Below are 17,597 nucleotides of genomic sequence, written 5' to 3'. Positions count from 1 at the left end.
GCGACGGGGCAGGCCGAACGGGCGTCAGGCGTGGCCGAGGATGAAGAATCCCTGCCTCTTGGGCGCCCGGACACGGGCCAAAGCGAGGCGGAGGCGCAAAGAAAACTAGGCCAGACCCTCCTGGGCCAGCCACTCCTCGGCCACGTCCGCCGCGTTCTCGTTGTCGACGATCACGCGCTCGTTGAGTTGGGTGAGGGATCCGGTGGTCAGCGCGGCGGACACCGCGTCGAGCGCCTCACGCGCCTCCGGACCCACCTGCTCGGAGTTGACCAGCGGGGTGACGTTCTGCGCGCCGAACAGGTTCTCCGGGTCCTCCAGCACCACGAAACCGTTCGCGGCGATCTGGGGGTCGGTGGTGAACAGGTTGGCGGCCTGCACGTCACCGTCGAGGAGCGCCTGGGTCAGCAGGGCCACGTCGACCGACCGGAAGGAACCGAACTCGATCCCGTAGACCTCCTCCAGTCCGACCACGCCCTGCTGCCTCGTCTCGAACTCCGGCGGCCCGCCCAGCGTCAGCTCCCCGGAGACCTCGGCGAGGTCGGCCAGGGTCGCCAGGTCGTACTCGTCGGCGGTCTCCTGGGTGACGGTCACCGAGTCCTTGTTCTCCGCCGTCGAGGAGTCCAGGATCTCCAGCCCCTCGGGCAGCGCCTCCGCCAGCAGCGCGTTGGTCTCCTCGCTGGTGCCGCTGGGGGCGTCCTCGTCGAGGTAGGCCAGGATGGCGCCGTTGTACTCGGGGAAGACCGCCAGGTTGCCGGACTCGATCTGCGAGTAGTACACCTCCCGGCTGCCGATGCCCAGCTGGTAGTCGACGTCGACGCCGGCCGCCTCCATCGCCCGGCCGTAGATCTCGGCCAGTAGCTGGCTCTCGGGGAAGTCGGCCGACCCGACCACGACGGCGCCGCCGTCACCCTCCCCGTCGGAGCCGCCCTCCTCGTAGGGGTCGCTCGCACCGCACGCGCTCAGCAGCAGCGCCAGCGGGAGCCCGACGAGGGCGATTCTGTTCCGCATGTCCCAACCTTCTCTCTCACGGTGTGCGCGCCTCAGCGCGCCGACGCCGTCTCGGCGCGCAGTCCGGGTGCGACGAGCAGTCTCCGCAACCCGGCGAACAGGAGCGTGGTGACCACGGCCAGCGCCACCACGAGCACGGAACCACCCAGCATCATCGTCAGGTCCTGGCGGGCCTGTCCGTCCACGATGTACCGGCCCAGGCCGCCCACACCGACGTACGCGGCGATGGTCGCGGTCGCCACGACCTGCACCGCGGCGGTGCGCATACCGATGAGCACGAGCGGCGTGGCCACCGGGAGTTCGAGCCGCAGGAGCACCTCCCGGCCGCGCATGCCCATCCCGCGGGCGGCGTCCCTCAGGCTCGGCTCGACCCCGCGTACGCCCTCGTGGGTGTTGACGAGGATCGGCGGTACGGCCAGCGCGACCAGGGCGCACACCACCGGGACCAGGCCGATCCCCGCGAACAGCACGACGAGGAAGAGCACCCCGATGGTCGGCAGGGCGCGGGCGAAGTTGGCGAGGCTGGTCGTAGCGAACCCGCCCACGCCGGTGTGCCCGGTGAACAGGCCCAGCGGCACCGCGACGGCGCTCGACAGCACCAGCGCGAGCACCGAGTAGTACACGTGCTCGGTCAGCCGGGCCGGGATCCCGGAGTCTCCGGACCACTGCGCGGGGTCGGCGAACCACCGGCCCAGATCGATGAGGATGTCCACGGTTACCTCTCCCCCGCCGGCGCGGCGGCCGTCCGGACGCGCCGGGTCCGGGTCCGGTCACGGCGGGCCCACGGTGTGAGCCGGCGCTGGGCCAGCACGAGCACGGCGTCGGTCACCAGCGCCAGCGCGACCGTGAGCAGGATGCCGACGACGATGGGCGCGTCGAACTGGCGCCGGAACCCGTCGGTGAGGATCAGCTGGCCCAATCCGCCCAACCCGACGAGGGAGGCGACACTGACCATGCTGATGGTGGCCACCGAGGCCACGCGCAGTCCGGCGATGATCACCGGGACCGCCACCGGCAGCTCCACGGCCACCAGTCGGCGCAACGGCCCGAACCCCATCGCCACCGCCGCCTGACGCACGTGGTCGGGCACCTGGCGCAACCCGTCCACGACGTTGGGCAACAGGATGACCAGCGTGTACAGCGCCAGCGGGATGACCGCCGTCCACTCGCTGAACCCGGTGTAGGGCAGCATGAGGAAGAACAGGGCGATCGAGGGCACCGCGTACAGCACGTTCACCCCGGTCAGCACCGGCGGGTAGAGCCGTTTCCACCGCGCGCACGCCAGCCCCAGGGGCAGGGCCAGGACCAGCCCGACACCGATCGACACGTACGACAGCCGCAGGTGCTGGACCAGCCGCGGCCGGATACCGCGGTCGGGTTCACCCGGCCGGCTCCAGTTGTCGGCGCCCCAACGGGCGACGTCCGTGACCCAGTCCCAGGCCGCGACCCCCGCGTTCGCCGCCTCGGCCGCGCTCACTCGGTCACCGACCAGATCGCCGTGCCGAGGTCGTCCTGGGAGACCACGCCGACCACGCGCCCGTCGTCGTCCACGCCGACCGCCCGGCCCGCCGGGGAGAGCACCGCGGCGTCCAGGGCGGCCCGCAGCGAGTCGGTGCCGACGTTGAAGGTGTGGCCGTAGGGGGACAGGTCGAGCTCGCCGAGCGGGATCCCGGCGGGCACCCGGGCGAGCTGGTCGGTGCCGACCCAGCCCAGGGGGGCGCGGTCGGCGCTGACCACCAGCACCCACGGGCTGCCGTTGCCCTCGGCGATGTCGCGCGCGTCCTCGGCCCGGGTCTGGTCGTCGAACACGGTGTCCTCGCGCGGGGACAGGTCGCGCGCGGGGAAGAAGGACAGGCGGCGCACACCCCGGTCGTAGCCGATGAAGGACTCGACGAACGCGTCGACGGGCTCGGCGAGCAGGCGTTCGGGGGCGTCGTACTGCGCGAGGCGGCCGCCGGGCCGGAAGACGGCGATGCGGTCGCCCAGCCGGACGGCCTCGTCGATGTCGTGCGTGACGAACACGATGGTCTTGTGCAGCTCCTGCTGGAGCCGCAGGAGTTCGTCCTGGAGGGTGGTCCGGACGACGGGGTCGACGGCGCTGAACGGCTCGTCCATGAGCAGGATGGGCGGGTCGGCCGCCAGGGCGCGGGCGACGCCCACGCGCTGCTGCTGACCGCCGGAGAGCTGGTGCGGGTAGCGGCGGGCCTGGGCCGGTTCGAGCCCGACGAGTTCCATCAGCTCGGCGGCGCGCGCCCGCGCCCGCGCCCGGCGCCAGCCCAGGAGCAGGGGCACGGTGGCGATGTTGTCCAGGACGGTGCGGTGCGGGAAGAGGCCCGCCTGCTGGATGACGTAGCCGATGGACCTGCGCAGCACGGCGGGGTCCTGGCGCCGGATGTCCTCACCGTCGATCCGGATGGTCCCGCCGGTGGGCTCGACCATCCGGTTGATCATCCGCAGCGACGTGGTCTTGCCGCTGCCGGAGGGACCGACGAAGACCGTGGTCGCCCCGGTGCGGACGGTCAGGTCCAGGTCGGCGACGGCCACCGTGCCGTCGGGGTAGTGCTTGCTGGCGCCCTCGAACGTGATCATCGGCCGGGCTGCCTCCATTCGGGGGCGGGTGGTGGTCGGAGGCGTACGCGGAATCGCACGCTACCCAGGCGAAGGTAGATCAAACGGGCGACACGCCGGACCGCTTCGGACACCTGTGCGACGTGAGATGTCCGACGCCGCGCCTTCGGAATGCGCGCTCAGGTCCGCTCGGCGGCCCAGGCGGCGAGTTGGTGGAGGTCGTCGGCGACGGTGTCGGCCCGTCGCGCCTCGGGGGTGGCGGCGTGCCGGTAACCGTACAGACCGCGCCGCAGCAGGGCGGCGCGCATCCCGGCCGCGCGCGCGGGCAGGACGTCGTTGTCGACCCGGTCGCCCACGTACAGGATCTCGTCCGCGCCGATCCCGGGCCGGGCCGCGTCGGCGAGCTTAAGGACGCGGTCGAAGAAGACGGGGTCGGGCTTGCTCACACCCCAGTCGTCGGAGATGCCGATGCCGTCGACGCCCAGGTCCATGGCGGCCAGCGCGGGTCCGGCCTCGGGGGGCTGGTTCCCGGCGATGACGAGGGACAGACCGGCCCGGCGCATGGTGTCGAACGCGGGGCGCACGTCGGGGTACAGGTCGCGCTCACCGAAGTGCTCGCGCTCGCCACGGGGGTCCTCGGCACGCCAGCGCGCGCTCTCGGTCGCCAGGTCGAAGCCGGGCACGACCAGACCGAACGCGTCGGTGAGGGTGCCGCCCGAGGCGATGACACCGCCGATGGTGCCGAAGAACGCCATGTGCGGAACCCCGAGGCGGTCGGCCCAGCGCGCGAAGATCCGTGTCTCGTCGACCAGCGTCTCGCCGACGTCGAACACCACAGTACGAATTGCCACGAACAGGGAGTGTACAAGGCGCGCCGGGCCGGGGGCCGTGCCTGTTCTGGTCCTCCGTCTCGCTAACCGCGTTCCGGCGGGCGCAGGACCGCGAAGGCGTCGGTGATCTCCAGCCGGCGGGCGCGGAACCGGAAGAGCGCGGCGGGCCGGCCGCCCGAGCGGCCGGAGGGGACGGAGCGACCGGTCTCCTCGATCTGGCCGCGCCGCAGCAGGACGCGGCGCAGGTTCGTGGCGGCCACGTCGTAACCGAGGGCCGCCCGGTAGTAGCCCGACAGTTCCGACATGGTGAACTCCGGCGGGGCCAGGGCGAAGCCCACGTTGGTGTAGCCCAGTTTGGCTCGCAGGCGCAGTCGGCCGGAGTGGACGATCGCGGCGTGGTCGAAGGCCATCGGCGGCAGGTCGGCGGCCGGGTGCCAGTCGGTGTCCTCCGGGACGACGGGGTCGATGTGGGCGGGGACCAGGCCGAGGTAGGCGGTGGCGAGGGTGCGTCGGCGGGGATGGCGCCCGGGATCGCTCCTGGTCTCCAGTTGTTCGAGGTGGGCCAGGTCGCGCACGTCGACCTTCTGCGCGAGCTGGCGCCGGATGGAGGCCCCCAGACTCTCGTCCGGGCCGAGCCTGCCGCCGGGAAGGGACCACTCTCCCTCGCACGGGGGCAGTGCCCGCCGCCACAGCAGGACGCACAGCTCTCCCCCGCGGATCTGCAGGACGACGGCCAGGGCCTCGTGCGCGGAGAGGGGTTCGACCCCGTCAGCACCACGCATCACGGCCTGCCCGTTTCCTTTAGGAATGCCCACCCTGTCCCTTCCGTTCCACGCCATGTTAAGCTAAACCAGGTTTGTGCCTGAGAGACAAAAACCGTCCACCAGCACCGACCACCACCGGCACGGAGCCCGTACGACGTGCCCACAGCCTCAAGGAAGTAGTAGGACATGGCACCGGTCACCGCCACGGCGGACACCATGACCAGGCAGGAATGGGCCGCCGAGGTCCGCCGCCTGGCGGACGAGCGCGACGCCGTCATCCTCGCGCACAACTACCAGCGCCCGGAAATCCAGGACGTCGCCCACCACACCGGCGACTCCCTGGCGCTCTCCCGTCTGGCCGCGAGTGTCGACGCCAGCACCATTGTCTTCTGCGGCGTGCACTTCATGGCCGAGACCGCGAAGATCCTCGCCCCCGAGAAGACGATCCTGCTGCCCGACCCCAACGCCGGGTGTTCACTGGCCGACACCATCACGGCCGAGGACGTGCGCGCCTGGAAGGCCGAGCACCCCGGAGCGGTCGTCGTCGCCTACGTCAACACCACCGCGGCGGTCAAGGCCGAGACCGACATCTGCTGCACCTCCTCCAACGCGGCCGACGTCATCCGGTCCATCCCCGAGGACCGGGAGATCCTCTTCCTTCCCGACCAGTTCCTCGGCGCCCACGTCAAGCGCGTCACCGGCCGGGACAACATCCACGTGTGGATGGGCGAGTGCCACGTACACGCCGGGATCGACGGCCACACCCTGCGCGAGCGGGTCGCCGCCGAACCCGACGCGGAGGTCTACGTCCACCCCGAGTGCGGCTGCGCCACCTCCGCGCTGTACCTCGTGGGCAGCGGCGCCGTCCCCGAGGACCGCGTCAAGGTGCTCTCCACCGGCGGCATGCTCACCGCCGCGGAGAACACCTCCGCCAAGAAGGTGCTCATCGCGACCGAGACCGGCATGCTGCACCAGCTGCGCAACGCCAACGCGACCACCGAGTTCGAGCCGGTCAACAGCCGCGCCGAGTGCCACTACATGAAGATGATCGACGCCGACAAGCTGTTGAACTCACTGCGCCACGGCACGACCGAGATCACCGTCGACGCCGACACCTCCGAGCGCGCCCGCCGCTCCGTCGAGCGGATGATCGCCATCGGCTCCCCCTCCCGCGGCGGCGAGTAGCGGACGGCCGCGGGACCTGACCGCTGTGTGACCGGTCCGCGCCCGTGTCGGGCCGGTCACGCCCCGCCCGCGGTAACAGAACCCTCACCTTCATGGCGAAGGTCACCGAAACGCCCGCGCCGCGCGCCCGCCCCCGCTACCGTCTCGGATGGAGCGGGGGGAGAATCGTGACCAGAGGCACCGAAAGCGACGAACCAACCCCGGAGGCTGTCGAGCGGCTCTACGACGCCTTCGCACCGGCCCTGTACCGGTACGCCTGGTCCCTGCTGGGCGGCGGGGCCGATCCCGGTCGCGCCACCGAACCGGTGGACGACACAGGCCCCCGGGAGGCCGCCGACCGCGTCACCGAGGCCGTCCACGACGGCCTGGTCGCCGGGGTGGTGCTGACCGACGAACTCGCCGACCCCGCGGACCGGGGCCCCTGGCTCTACGCCCTGGTCCGATCGTCCTGCCAGCGCCGCGGATTCGCCCTGACCTGCCCCTACACCAGGCTGGCCACCGCACCCGCCGAGGCACCGGTGGCCCGGATGTTCGCCCGGCTGCCCGCCAGCCACCGGGAACTCGTCGAGCTCAACCTGCGCCACGCGCTGCCGGTCTCGGCCATCGCCCGCGTCCTCGGCCTGGACACCCAGTTGTGCGGCGAACTGTCCCGATCCGCGATCCGCCGCGCCGCCGACGGACTGGCCGACCTCGACGGGGACGACGCAAAGGGCGGGGCGGCGGCCGAGTCCCCGGCCGCCGCGTGGCGCGCCCGCGTCCAGGAGGTGTCCCTGGCCCTGGCGCTGCTGCGCCCGCCGGGGCCGCCCCCGGGGCTGCGCGACCTGGTCGTGCGCACCTGCGTGGACCCCGACCGCGCGCAGCGGCGCGAGCGGATCGGAGCGGCCATGCACCCGCTCACCAGCGACGGGTACCCCGTGCACCGCGCCCGTGTGGGCGGGGCCGCCGAGGACCCCGTCCCGGAACCCGTCGAACCCGCCGCGGACCAACTGCCGCGCGCCCTGCCCGGGGACCGGGTGACCACCCGCGACCATCCGGTGCGCGCCGAGACGACCACCCCGCTGCCCGGTCCGTCGACCGCCCCGGAACGCGACGACGACGGCGCGTCACCGCGCCGCTGGCCGCTACCCGCCGTCTCCGGGGTGGTCACCGTGGTCCTCGCGGTCGCCCTGTGGTGGTGGGCCAGTGCGCTCGGCGCCCCCTCCACGATCATCGGCACCGACAACGCCGAGGCGGAGCGCAGCCCCCTGGCACAGGACGTGGAGGCGGTGTCCACCACCTCGGACGGCAGGCCGGCCGCGGAAACCGGTACGGGCGCGCCCGGACAGGTGCACGAGCCCCGCAGCGGGCACCAGCAGGGAGATGACGCGGCCCCGTCCGGACACACGACACAGGAGCCCGACCCGGGGGCCGACCAGCACGAGCCGCCCGGCGCAACGCCCGCACCCTCGCCCTCCGGGACACCGGGCTCCCCGTCACCGGAGGAGGGGCAGGACGCCCAGGACGAGGCCCCCTCGCAGAGCCCGGAGGACGAGGACACCTCCGCCCCCGGGGACGAGGAGCCCGGAGGCGGACTGTTCGACGGTCTGCTGGGCTTCCTCTTCGGCGACGGCTGAGGCCGCGTTCGTCCGGGCGCGCACCTGGCACCGTCTCGGCAGACGCCCGCGGCGCGGTCCTCGCTCCGGTCGGGCGTCCGGAGCGCCGGGGACCGCCCGTCCCCGGCGGCACCCGGGCGCACCGCGCGCGGACCCTCGGGGCGAACGGTCGTCAGTACGAGGCGAGCAGGTGGTCGGCGGCCGTGCGCAGGCGCCGCTCGGCCTCGTCCACGTCACGGCGGCCCTTGAGGATCTCCACCAGCTCGAAGATCCACACACTGGTCAGCGATTCGGCCAGTACGTACCCGGCCTCGTCGCGGTCGACCGGGGCCCCGCCGTCGGTGTCCCCGGCCGCCTCCCCGGCGGGAGCGGTCCCCTCCAGGTTGCCCGTGGCCACACGCCACACCAGGTCGGAGATGCGCGTGTCGAGCTCGACCTTGACCTCGGCCATGATGAGTGACCGGACGAGCGCGTCGGCCAGCTCCGGCTCGCGCATCAGGCCCCGGGTGGCGCGCAGCAGGACGTCCACGGCACGGCCCGCGGGGGTGTCGGCGCTGGGCGGACGACGGACGATTCCGCCCTCCAGCAGGTCGAGCTCCTCGGTGACCACCGCCACGACGAGGTCCATCTTGGAGGGGAAGTAACGGTAGAGGGTGCCGAGGGCGACCCCGGCACGCTCGGCGACCGAGCGCATCTGCATGGCGTCGACGCCGCCGCGCACGGCCAGGGCCGCGGCGGTCTGCACGATGCGCTTGCGGCGCTGGGTCTGACTTCGCGACATGGTTCCAGTCGGCGCCTGCACCGCCACAGGGTCTCTCCCGTTCGTCATCAGTCGCGCGCCGTCCGCTCGCCGCGCCGCCGTTGGTGGGGCCGGCACCCGCCCCGGGGCCCCGACCGAGAACACGTTATCTAACGATTTCCCGTTCGGGGAGTGCTTCGAACCCATGATCCTCGCCTCATTGCCCGACGTGGCAGTAGCAATACGAGGAGATGGCCAGGGTTTTCGGATCACCCGAACACATTTGTAGAATATGTTCTATTTGTCGCCGGAGTGATGAACCGAACACGTTCCGCCGCCCTCGCTCCACCTCTCCCCGCACGCACCCGCCGAGGACGCCCGGCCTAGAATCGAATCAGATTCGGTTTCTAGTGGAGAGGTCGCCCCCGCATGAACGACGTCCCCCCGGTCGAGGACCTCGGCAACGGCGTGTGGAGCCTGCCGGTGCCCATCCCCCACAGCCCCCTGGGCGCCACCCTCGTCTACCTGGTCGAGGGCGACCGGGGGCCCGTACTCGTGGACACCGGCTGGAACCACGACGACTCCTGGGACGGGCTCGTCCGGGGCATCAAACAGACCGGACACACGGTCGAGGAGATCCGCGGCGCCGTCCTCACCCACTTCCACCCCGACCACGCCGGGCTCACCGCCCGCCTGCGCGACTCCTCCGACGCCTGGATCGCGATGCACCCCGCCGACATCGCCGTCACCGAACAGCTGCGCACCGCCAGCCCGGGCGAACGCGCCGACTCCGTGGCCGAGCAGTTCCGCGCCGCCGGGTTCCCCGACGAGGACGTCGACGCCTTCCTCGCCGACCCCCACGTGATCGCCCCCTCCGCCACCCCCGACCGCACCCTGGCCGACGGCGACCCCGTCGACCTGCCCGGACGCGACCTGCGCGCCGTGTGGACCCCCGGGCACACCCCCGGACACCTGTGCCTGCGGCTGGGCGACGCCGACGTGCTCTTCACCGGCGACCACGTCCTGCCCGGCATCACCCCGCACGTGGGCCAGTTCCCCCTGCACGCACCCGACGGGGACCCGCTCGGCGCCTTCCTGGCCTCGCAGCGGGCCGTCGGCGCCCTCCCCGGAGCCGACCGGCTCCTGTGCCTTCCCTCACACGAGGGGCGGTTCACCGGCCTGCCCGACCGCACCGCGACGATCGCCGCCCACCACGAGGAGCGCCTCGACGCGATGGCCGCACTCCTGGAGGAGGGGCCGGCCACCCTGTGGGAACTCACCTCGAGGCTGCGCTGGAAGCGCCCCTGGCAGGACATGCGCCTCCTGGCCCGCCACATGGCCGCCTCCGAGACCGCCGCCCACCTGCGCACCCTGGAGGAGCGGGGACGCGCCGCCCGGACCGGGGCCGACGACCGTCCCCGTTGGGTCGCCGTCACCGGCCAGACGAGCCACGCATAGGATCCGTTACCAACCAGCCCGGCGCCGACCCGTACAAAACTCCCGAGTAACATATGGGGCGCCTGTTCACCGGTGAACACGCGCGCCCACCACCGGGACGCCCCGCCGTCGAAGGCTGTCCGACGGCGCGACGGCGACCGGGCCCGCGACCCAACGAAGAGGTGGACCCTTGACCCAGTCGGGCACCAGCACGGGACCGAACCCGCACCCGTCCGGCGACCGCCCCCTCCGCGTCGCACTGCTGTCCTACCGCAGCAAGGAGCACTGCGGCGGCCAGGGGGTCTACGTGCGCCACCTGTCGCGGGAGCTGGCCGCGCTCGGACACGAGGTCACCGTGTTCTCCGGCCAGCCCTACCCCGTGCTGGACGAGGGCGTCACCCTGGAACGGGTCCCCTCCCTCGACCTCTACAACGACGTCAACCCGTTCACCGCCCCGCCCCTGCGCGAGTGGCGCGACTGGATCGACGTCCTGGAGGTCGCCACCATGTGGACCGCCGGCTTCCCCGAACCCCTCACCTTCTCCCTGCGCGCCAACCGCGAACTGCGCCGGCGCCTGGCCGACTTCGACGTCGTCCACGACAACCAGACCCTCGGCTGGGGCCTGCTCGGCATCAAGTCCGCCGGGCTCCCCCTGGTCACCACCATCCACCACCCCATCAGCGTCGACCGCCGCATCGAACTCGACGAGGCCCGCGGACTCCAGAAACTGTCCAAACGCCGCTGGTACGGGTTCGTCGCCATGCAGGCCAGGGTCGCCCGCAGACTCGACCCGATCCTCGTCCCCTCCCGTTCCTCCGCCGACGACATCGCCCGCGAGTTCGGCGTCGACCCCGCCGCCATGGAGGTCACCCCCCTCGGCGTCGACACCCGTTACTTCCACCCCCGCCCCGACACCGAACGCGTGCCCGGACGCATCGTGTGCACCGCCAGCGCCGACAGCCCCCTCAAGGGCGTGGCCACCCTGCTGCGCGCCGCCGCCAAGCTGGCCACCGAGCGCGACGTGCGGCTGACCATCGTCAGCAAGCCCAAACCCGGCGGCCCCACCGACCGCCTCGTCGACGAACTGAGCCTGCGCGACCGCGTCGAGTTCGTCAGCGGCATCGACGACACCGCCCTCGCCGAACTCGTCGCCAGCGCCCAGGTGGCCGTCGTCCCCTCCTTCTACGAGGGCTTCTCCCTGCCCGCCGTCGAAGCCATGGCCTGCGCCACCCCCCTGGTCGCCAGCCGCGCCGGAGCCCTGCCCGAGGTCGTGGGCACCGACGGCGACGCCGGACGGCTCGTCCCCCCGGGCGACCCCGAGGTCCTGGCGAGTGAGCTCGCCGCCCTCCTGGACGACGACCGGGAACGGGCCCGCATGGGCGCCGCCGCCTGGCGACGCGTCCAGGAGCGGTTCACGTGGCGGGCCGTCGCCGAACTGACGGCCCAGCGCTACGCCTCCACCATCGACGCCGTCAGGGGCTCTGGCCGGGGGCCCGCGCACACCACCCCTGACCGCGCATCACACCTGTAGGGAGCCTCCACTGATCACCGTCGACTTCAACCTGTTCCCCGTCGGCCCGGGCAAGCGCGTGCTCGACCTGGGCTGCGGCGGCGGCCGCCACGCCTTCGAGATCTACCGCCGCGGTGCCGACGTCGTCGCCTTCGACCAGAACGTCAGCGACCTGGCCGAGGTCGAGACGATGTTCGCCGCCATGCGCGCCGAGGGCGAGGCGCCCGAGGAGGCCACCGCGGAGACGGTCAAGGGCGACGCCCTCGACATGCCCTTCGACGACGCCAGTTTCGACCGGGTCGTGGCCGCCGAGATCTTCGAGCACATCCCGCACGACACCGCGGCCATGAAGGAGCTGTTCCGGGTCCTGCGGCCGGGCGGAATCGCCGCCGTCACCGTGCCGAGCTTCCTTCCCGAGCGGCTGTGCTGGGCCCTGTCGGAGGAGTACCACACCAACGAGGGCGGCCACATCCGCATCTACACGCGCGCCGAACTGGAGGCCAAGCTCAAGGCCACCGGTTTCGAGATCGGCCCGCACCACCACGCGCACGCGCTGCACGCGCCGTACTGGTGGATCAAGTGCGCCGTGGGCACCTCCAATGACGACCACCCGATGGCCAGGGCCTACCACGACCTCCTGGTGTGGGACATGCTCCAGGCCCCGAAGGTGACCCGCGTCGCCGAGCGCCTGCTCAACCCGGTCATCGGCAAGAGCGTCGTCGTGTACGTGCGCAAGCCGTGATGCGCGCCGAGCTCGCCCTGCCCGGGATCGTCACCTCCGACCAGCTCCTGCGCTCGGCCGACTATCTGGCGCGCGCGCAGGAGCCGACCGGGGCGATCCCCTGGTTTCCCGGCGGCCACACCGACGTGTGGGACCACGTCGAGTGCGCCATGGCCCTGACCGTGACCGGACGGGCCGTCCCCGAGCACGCCGAGGCGGCCCGTCGCGCCTACCTGTGGCTGGTGCGGAGCCGGCACCCGGACGGCGGGTGGGCCGCCAAGTTCCGGCAGGGGGTGCCCGTCACCGACCTGCGCGAGGCCAACCACGCCGCCTATCCGGCGGTCGGGCTCCTCCACCACCTCCTGGTCACCGGGGACGTGGCGTTCGCCGAACGGACCTGGCCGGCGCTGGAGAGCGGACTGGAGTTCGTACTCGGTCTGCGCGGCGAGCACGGGGAGATCCTGTGGGCGCGCTCCGAGGACGGCTCCCCGGGAGACCACGCGCTGCTGACGGTGTGTTCGAGCGTCCACCACGCCCTGCGCTGCGGCGCCGCCCTGGGTGCCCTGCTAGGACGCGGGCGCCCGGACTGGGAGGCGGCCGCCGACCGGCTGGAGGCGCTGATCAACGACCGCGAGGACCTGTTCGCGAACCGGGAGCGGTTCTCGATGGACTGGTTCTACCCGATCCTCAGCGGTGCCGTGCGCGGGGTGGCCGCCAAGGAACGGCTCCAGGAGCGGTGGGACCGGTTCGTCGTCCCCGGCCTGGGTGTGCGGTGCGTGAGCGACCAGCCGTGGGTGACCGCGGCCGAGTCCTCCGAACTGGTCCTGGCCCTGGCGGCCATGGGAGAGCGGGAGGCCGGGACACGCGTACTGGCGGACGTGCAGCACCTGCGGGACGCACGGGACGGCGCCTACTGGACCGGTTACCAGTTCGCGGAGGACGTGCGCTGGCCGGTGGAGCGCAGCACGTGGACGTCGGCCGCCGTGATCCTGGCCGTGGACGCCCTGACCGGCGCGACCGACGGTTCACGGGTCTTCCTGCACACCTGGGACGAGGCGTAGGAACGCCGGGCCGACCGCCCCTGACATGAGGAGGGCCCCGCACCGCGCGTTCGCGGTGCGGGGCCCTCCTCCGTCATCGGGCGTCTCAGTCGCCCCCCGGGAAGAACGGGTTCTCCGGTTCCTCCGGTTCCGTCGTGCCCCCGGGATCACCCGGTTCGGGGTTGGTGGGCTCCCCCGGGTTGCCCGGGTCCGGCGGGTCCGGGATGGTCGGCACCTCCGGAACCTCCGGCACCTCCGGAACCTGGGGGACCTCCGGGGTGGTGGGCGCGTCGTCGACCGGGGCCTGCGGGGCCTCGGGCGTCACCTCGGGCGCCCAGTACTCGTCGTCCCCGCCGAAGGCCGGGTCCGGGAAGGACGCGGGCTCGTAGTTCTCCATCACCGCCGTCATGTAACTGTTCCAGATCTGCGACGGCAGACCCGTGCTGGAGATGTTCTCCCCGGGAACGGTGAAACCGCGGTTGGCGTCGTTGTACACCCCGACGGCCGTCGACAGCTGCGGTGTGTACCCCACGAACCAGGCCGCGGCGGTACCGCCGTTGACCTCGTCCCTGACGGTCCCCGTCTTACCCGCGACGGGGTGGTCCGGGTCCCACAGGTTCGCGTTGCGGCCGGTTCCGTTGTTGGCCACGCCCTCCAGGACGTACGTGAGGTCCGCCGCGGTGGACTCGGAGACGGCCTGGTTGCTCTGCACCTCCGGGCGTTCGTTCTCGCCCTCGCGGTTGACGATCTCCCGGACCACGTGCGCCTCGACGTGCGTCCCGCCGTTGGCGAAGGTCGCGTACCCGCTGGCCTGGTCGACCGGCCGGACGCTGTTCGGGCCCAGCGCCATGACCGGGACGAGCTGGTCGTCGAGGATGCTGCCCTCCGGCAGGCCCGCGGCGTAGGCGGTGTCGCGGATCTCCTCGAAGCCCACCTCCTGGGCGAGGTTGATGTACCCCAGGTTGTTGGAGACCTCGGTCGCCTGGCGGATCGTCATGATGCCGCCGGAGGAGTTGCCCGCGTTCTGGATGCGGGACCCGTTGATGGTCTGCGGCCCGCGCCCGTCCACGGTGGAGTCGAAGCTGTGCCCCTGCTCCAGCGCGGTGGCCAGCACGTACGGCTTGAACGCCGACCCGGCCTGCGCCGTGCCCAGGAACGAGCTGTCGTACTGGTTGGCGTTGTAGTCGTGTCCGCCGAAGAAGGCCAGGACCTCGCCGGTCGCCGGGTCCACCGTGCTCAGGCCGATGTTGATGCCCTCGGGGAGCTCCTCCTGCGTCACCCTCTCGTCGACGGCCGTGTAGGCGGCCTCCATCATGTCCTGGTCGAACGTGGTGACGATCCGGTAGCCCTGCCGGTTGACCATGTCCTCGGTGTAGCCGAGCCGCTCGAGCTCGCTCATCGTCTCCTGGAACATGTAGCCCCGGTAGCCGCTGAGGTCGGTGGTCTGGCGCGCCGGCTCGGGGGCCGGGAACTCCATCGCGTCGGCCTCGTCCTGGGTGATGGCCCCGGTGGTGACCATGCCGTTGACGACGTACTGCCAGCGTTGCTCCATCTCGGGCGTGGTCTCGACGTCGGCCTGGCCGAAGGGCGTCGGCTGCTGGATGGCGGCGGCCAGGAAGGCGGCCTCCTCCGGCGTGATCTCGTCGACGTCCTTGTGGTAGTAGGCCTCCGCCGCGGCCTGGATCCCGTACGCCTGGCGACCGAAGTAGATGGTGTTGAGGTACTGCTGCATCACCCACTCCTTCGACTCGCTCTGGTCGATCTTGATGGCGATGATGATCTCTTGGATCTTGCGCGCGACGGTTCTGTCGTTGGAGACGCCCTCGAAGTAGTTGCGGACCATCTGCTGGGTGACGGTGGATCCGCCCTGGACCTGCTGGCCGGTGACGGTCGACCAGACCGCGCGCGTGGTACCGCGCACGGAGACGCCCGGCTCGGTCCAAAAGCCCCGGTCCTCCGCCGAGATGACGGCCTCGACCACGTGGTCGCCACCGGCGGTCATCTCGTCGTAGGAGACGATCTCGCGGGCGACGCCGCGCTCGGCGAACACGGTCTCACCGTCGGCGAAGTAGAAGGTGGACCCCTCGTCGACGGCGTCGGCCTGGGCCGCGTCGGGGACCTCGACCGTGGTGTAGAAGTAGGCGAACACACCGCACCCGGCGATGATGCCGACCCCGATCAGCACGAGGCAGACCCGGAGGATCCGCCACCACAGCGGAGCCTTCTTCCTGGCCTTCTTCCCCTTCGTGCCCCCGGCACCGGCTCTGGCCTCGGCCTCGGTGGCCACCGCACCGGAGGCGGCCGCGGCCGAGGCCCCGGTGGTCTGCTCCTGCTCCCGTCCCCCGCCGGTGTTCTGTCCCGGGGCGGTGACGGGCACCGGCACGGGAACCCCGGACCGGTCCCCGTGCTCGGCCTGGGCACCGGCGGCGCCGACCGCCCCGGTGGTCTCAGTCGTCTCGGTCCGGTCGCCGTCCTGGGACATGACGTCGGAGAGCCGCCGGGGGGTCGGCCACATCGACTCGTCCTCGACCGTCGGTTCGTCCGCCGGTGGGAGGGGGCGCGTCGCGGGGCCGCTCTCCGCCGTGTCCTCCCCGCTCTCCGGAGAGGCCCCGCCGGGGGCCTGCCCGGCCGCGGCGGGAACGTCGTCGGCCGACGACGCGGTGTCGTCGGGCTCCTCGGAGGAGGGCGCGTGGTCGTCGGAGGGCGCGGCATCGGCGGGAGAGACCGCGGCCTCCGTTTCCACGGCGGCGGGCTCGCCGTCGCCCTCGTCGGGTGTCGACCCCCCGTTTCCGCCGGTGTCGGCGGACGACCCGGCCGCGCTCTCGGAGGCGTCCGGGTCGTCGGTGTCCTCGGACTCATCGCCGGAGCCGAAACCCCGTTCCTCCAGATGCTGGGCCACCCGCTCGCGGAGGAAGGAGCCGCTGGTCTTGAAAACGCCCGGATCCGTCGGGGTTACCTCCTCGGAGGATTGCTCCTCGTCGGTAACGGGTAGGCCACCCTCGGACGTCGGATCAGTGGGCAGCTCTTCGGAAGAGGTGTTGGTGTCCGGCTTCTCAGTCTCAGGACGCTGCCCGTCCGCCCCGCCGTCGCCGTGTGTGCTCTCGCTCAGTTCCCCGCCCCCATGGCAAATCACGTCCGGCACGGTGCCGTCCAGATGTTTGACGCGCCTGTGCCCCGGATCGGTTCGGTAAGAATCAGGACTGAAGCGGTGACTCGGGGAATACCGCCACGCTCGCTCAACCCTCTCCCACACGATACCGGGGCGTAACAGCGTGATCGTCGGTCAGCCGAGCCAGCCGGAAGTTCTTACCGAAGGCTTAACGTTCGACCGGCGTGTCATCACCTCGTCGAGGCCGCGGGATCCGCACGTCCGCGGGGCGTTCGGGCGGCCTGGGCCAGGGCTCCCCTCCCTTGGGGAAGGAGGGCGGTCACAGCACACGTTCGAGGACACGCAGGGAGCCGACCACCCGGACCTCCTTGAACTGGCCCGATTCGAGGGCGCGGCAGTAGATGTTGTACGGAGGGCGGCCACCGTCCGCGGGGTCCGGGAAGACGTCGTGGATCACGAGCGCACCGCCCGGGGCGACGTGCGGGCTCCAGGACGCGTAGTCGGTCTGGGCCGCCTCCTCGCTGTGGCCGCCGTCGATGAAGAGCATCCCGAGGGCGGCACCCCACACAGCGGCGACGTCGGCCGAGCGACCGACGAGGGCGATGACCTCGTCGTCGAGGCCGGCCAGGGTGATCGTGCGCCGGAAGTGCGCAAGGGTGTCGAACTTCCCGGTGACCTCGTCCACGAGGGTGGCGTCGTGGTACTCCCACCCCACCTGGTGCTCCTCGGATCCCCGGTGGTGGTCCACGGTGTGGATCCTCCCACCCGTCCGGCGCGCCGCGGCACCGAGGAAGATCGTGGACTTTCCGCAGTAGGTTCCGATCTCCACGATCGGACCGAGATGGGCGTGGGCGAGCGCGGTCTCGTAGAGGGCGGTGCCCTCATCGGTGGGCATGAAGCCCTTGGCCGCCTCGGCGGCCGCCAGGAGTTCGGCGGGAATCGTCGTCATGGTTCGATTCTCCCAGCCCGCACGGAGGCCTCCTCCCCCGACCAGGGGGTTTCGAACATAGAATTCACAATCGCACGAACCCGCGCACACAAAAGAGGGGGCCGTCCCCACAAGGACGACCCCCTCCAAGAAAAACCGTGGCAGC

The 17,597-nt window shown here is 71.9% G+C and carries 15 protein-coding genes; 6 read left to right on the top strand and 9 right to left on the bottom strand.

Annotation, left to right across the window (positions count from 1 at the left end; all coding sequences use genetic code 11):
* Positions 1 to 105: 105 nt before the first annotated feature.
* The 6 genes from ACTVAJ_RS27710 to ACTVAJ_RS27685 form a co-directional block, all read right to left on the bottom strand.
* Complete coding sequence (locus ACTVAJ_RS27710) at positions 106 to 1,008, bottom strand: ABC transporter substrate-binding protein (protein WP_470391233.1); 903 nt, start codon at positions 1,006 to 1,008, stop codon at positions 106 to 108.
* A gap of 32 nt (positions 1,009 to 1,040) precedes the next feature.
* Positions 1,041 to 1,721: an ABC transporter permease gene (locus ACTVAJ_RS27705; RefSeq protein ID WP_470391232.1), complete on the bottom strand. Its 681-nt coding sequence runs from the start codon at positions 1,719 to 1,721 to the stop codon at positions 1,041 to 1,043.
* 2 nt (positions 1,722 to 1,723) lie between these two features.
* Entirely contained in the window at positions 1,724 to 2,485 is a 762-nt protein-coding gene (locus tag ACTVAJ_RS27700) for an ABC transporter permease (protein ID WP_470391231.1), read from the bottom strand.
* A complete protein-coding gene (locus ACTVAJ_RS27695; RefSeq protein ID WP_470391230.1) occupies positions 2,482 to 3,597 on the bottom strand; it encodes an ABC transporter ATP-binding protein in 1,116 nt (371 codons plus the stop codon). Before ACTVAJ_RS27695 ends, ACTVAJ_RS27700 begins: the two co-directional genes overlap by 4 nt.
* A gap of 158 nt (positions 3,598 to 3,755) precedes the next feature.
* The gene (locus ACTVAJ_RS27690) at positions 3,756 to 4,427 is read right to left on the bottom strand and encodes an HAD family hydrolase (RefSeq protein WP_470391229.1); all 672 of its coding nucleotides are present in this window, start codon (positions 4,425 to 4,427) and stop codon (positions 3,756 to 3,758) included.
* 62 nt (positions 4,428 to 4,489) lie between these two features.
* A complete protein-coding gene (locus tag ACTVAJ_RS27685) occupies positions 4,490 to 5,188 on the bottom strand; it encodes an NUDIX hydrolase (RefSeq protein WP_470391228.1) in 699 nt (232 codons plus the stop codon).
* Between the two features lie 168 nt (positions 5,189 to 5,356).
* Here ACTVAJ_RS27685 and nadA point away from each other — a divergent pair, with 168 nt between their 5' ends.
* The gene (gene nadA / locus ACTVAJ_RS27680) at positions 5,357 to 6,355 is read left to right on the top strand and encodes a quinolinate synthase NadA (protein ID WP_470391227.1); all 999 of its coding nucleotides are present in this window, start codon (positions 5,357 to 5,359) and stop codon (positions 6,353 to 6,355) included.
* 167 nt (positions 6,356 to 6,522) lie between these two features.
* Positions 6,523 to 7,968 carry an RNA polymerase sigma factor gene (locus ACTVAJ_RS27675; protein WP_470391226.1) on the top strand — a complete coding sequence of 482 codons (1,446 nt, stop codon included), beginning with the start codon at positions 6,523 to 6,525 and terminating at the stop codon, positions 7,966 to 7,968.
* Between the two features lie 151 nt (positions 7,969 to 8,119).
* Here the strand turns inward: ACTVAJ_RS27675 and ACTVAJ_RS27670 are convergent, their stop codons facing one another.
* The gene (locus ACTVAJ_RS27670; RefSeq protein ID WP_470391258.1) at positions 8,120 to 8,755 is read right to left on the bottom strand and encodes a TetR family transcriptional regulator; all 636 of its coding nucleotides are present in this window, start codon (positions 8,753 to 8,755) and stop codon (positions 8,120 to 8,122) included.
* Between the two features lie 360 nt (positions 8,756 to 9,115).
* Between ACTVAJ_RS27670 and ACTVAJ_RS27665 the strand changes: the two genes are divergently transcribed.
* From ACTVAJ_RS27665 to ACTVAJ_RS27650, 4 genes are all read left to right on the top strand, one after another.
* Positions 9,116 to 10,144: an MBL fold metallo-hydrolase gene (locus tag ACTVAJ_RS27665; protein WP_470391225.1), complete on the top strand. Its 1,029-nt coding sequence runs from the start codon at positions 9,116 to 9,118 to the stop codon at positions 10,142 to 10,144.
* Between the two features lie 169 nt (positions 10,145 to 10,313).
* Entirely contained in the window at positions 10,314 to 11,654 is a 1,341-nt protein-coding gene (locus ACTVAJ_RS27660) for a glycosyltransferase family 4 protein (protein ID WP_470391224.1), read from the top strand.
* A 10-nt stretch (positions 11,655 to 11,664) separates the two neighbouring features.
* On the top strand, positions 11,665 to 12,375 hold the full coding sequence (locus tag ACTVAJ_RS27655; RefSeq protein ID WP_470391257.1) for a class I SAM-dependent methyltransferase: 711 nt from the start codon (positions 11,665 to 11,667) through the stop codon (positions 12,373 to 12,375).
* Positions 12,375 to 13,415 (top strand): prenyltransferase, encoded by a 1,041-nt coding sequence (locus ACTVAJ_RS27650; RefSeq protein ID WP_470391223.1) that lies wholly within the window; start codon positions 12,375 to 12,377, stop codon positions 13,413 to 13,415. The genes ACTVAJ_RS27655 and ACTVAJ_RS27650 overlap by 1 nt, the downstream gene beginning before the upstream one ends.
* Positions 13,416 to 13,500: 85 nt before the next feature.
* Here the strand turns inward: ACTVAJ_RS27650 and ACTVAJ_RS27645 are convergent, their stop codons facing one another.
* Positions 13,501 to 16,536, bottom strand: a complete 3,036-nt coding sequence (locus ACTVAJ_RS27645) for a transglycosylase domain-containing protein (RefSeq protein ID WP_470391222.1) — start codon at positions 16,534 to 16,536, stop codon at positions 13,501 to 13,503.
* A 286-nt stretch (positions 16,537 to 16,822) separates the two neighbouring features.
* Positions 16,823 to 17,452 (bottom strand): class I SAM-dependent methyltransferase, encoded by a 630-nt coding sequence (locus ACTVAJ_RS27640; protein WP_470391221.1) that lies wholly within the window; start codon positions 17,450 to 17,452, stop codon positions 16,823 to 16,825.
* Between the last annotated feature and the right edge of the window lie 145 nt (positions 17,453 to 17,597).

The sequence above is a fragment of the Nocardiopsis sp. KDC1DS13DA1 genome (assembly GCF_055632325.1).
The sequence above is the reverse complement of the archived record's forward strand: the minus strand, read 5'-3'. Positions and strand labels throughout refer to the sequence as shown.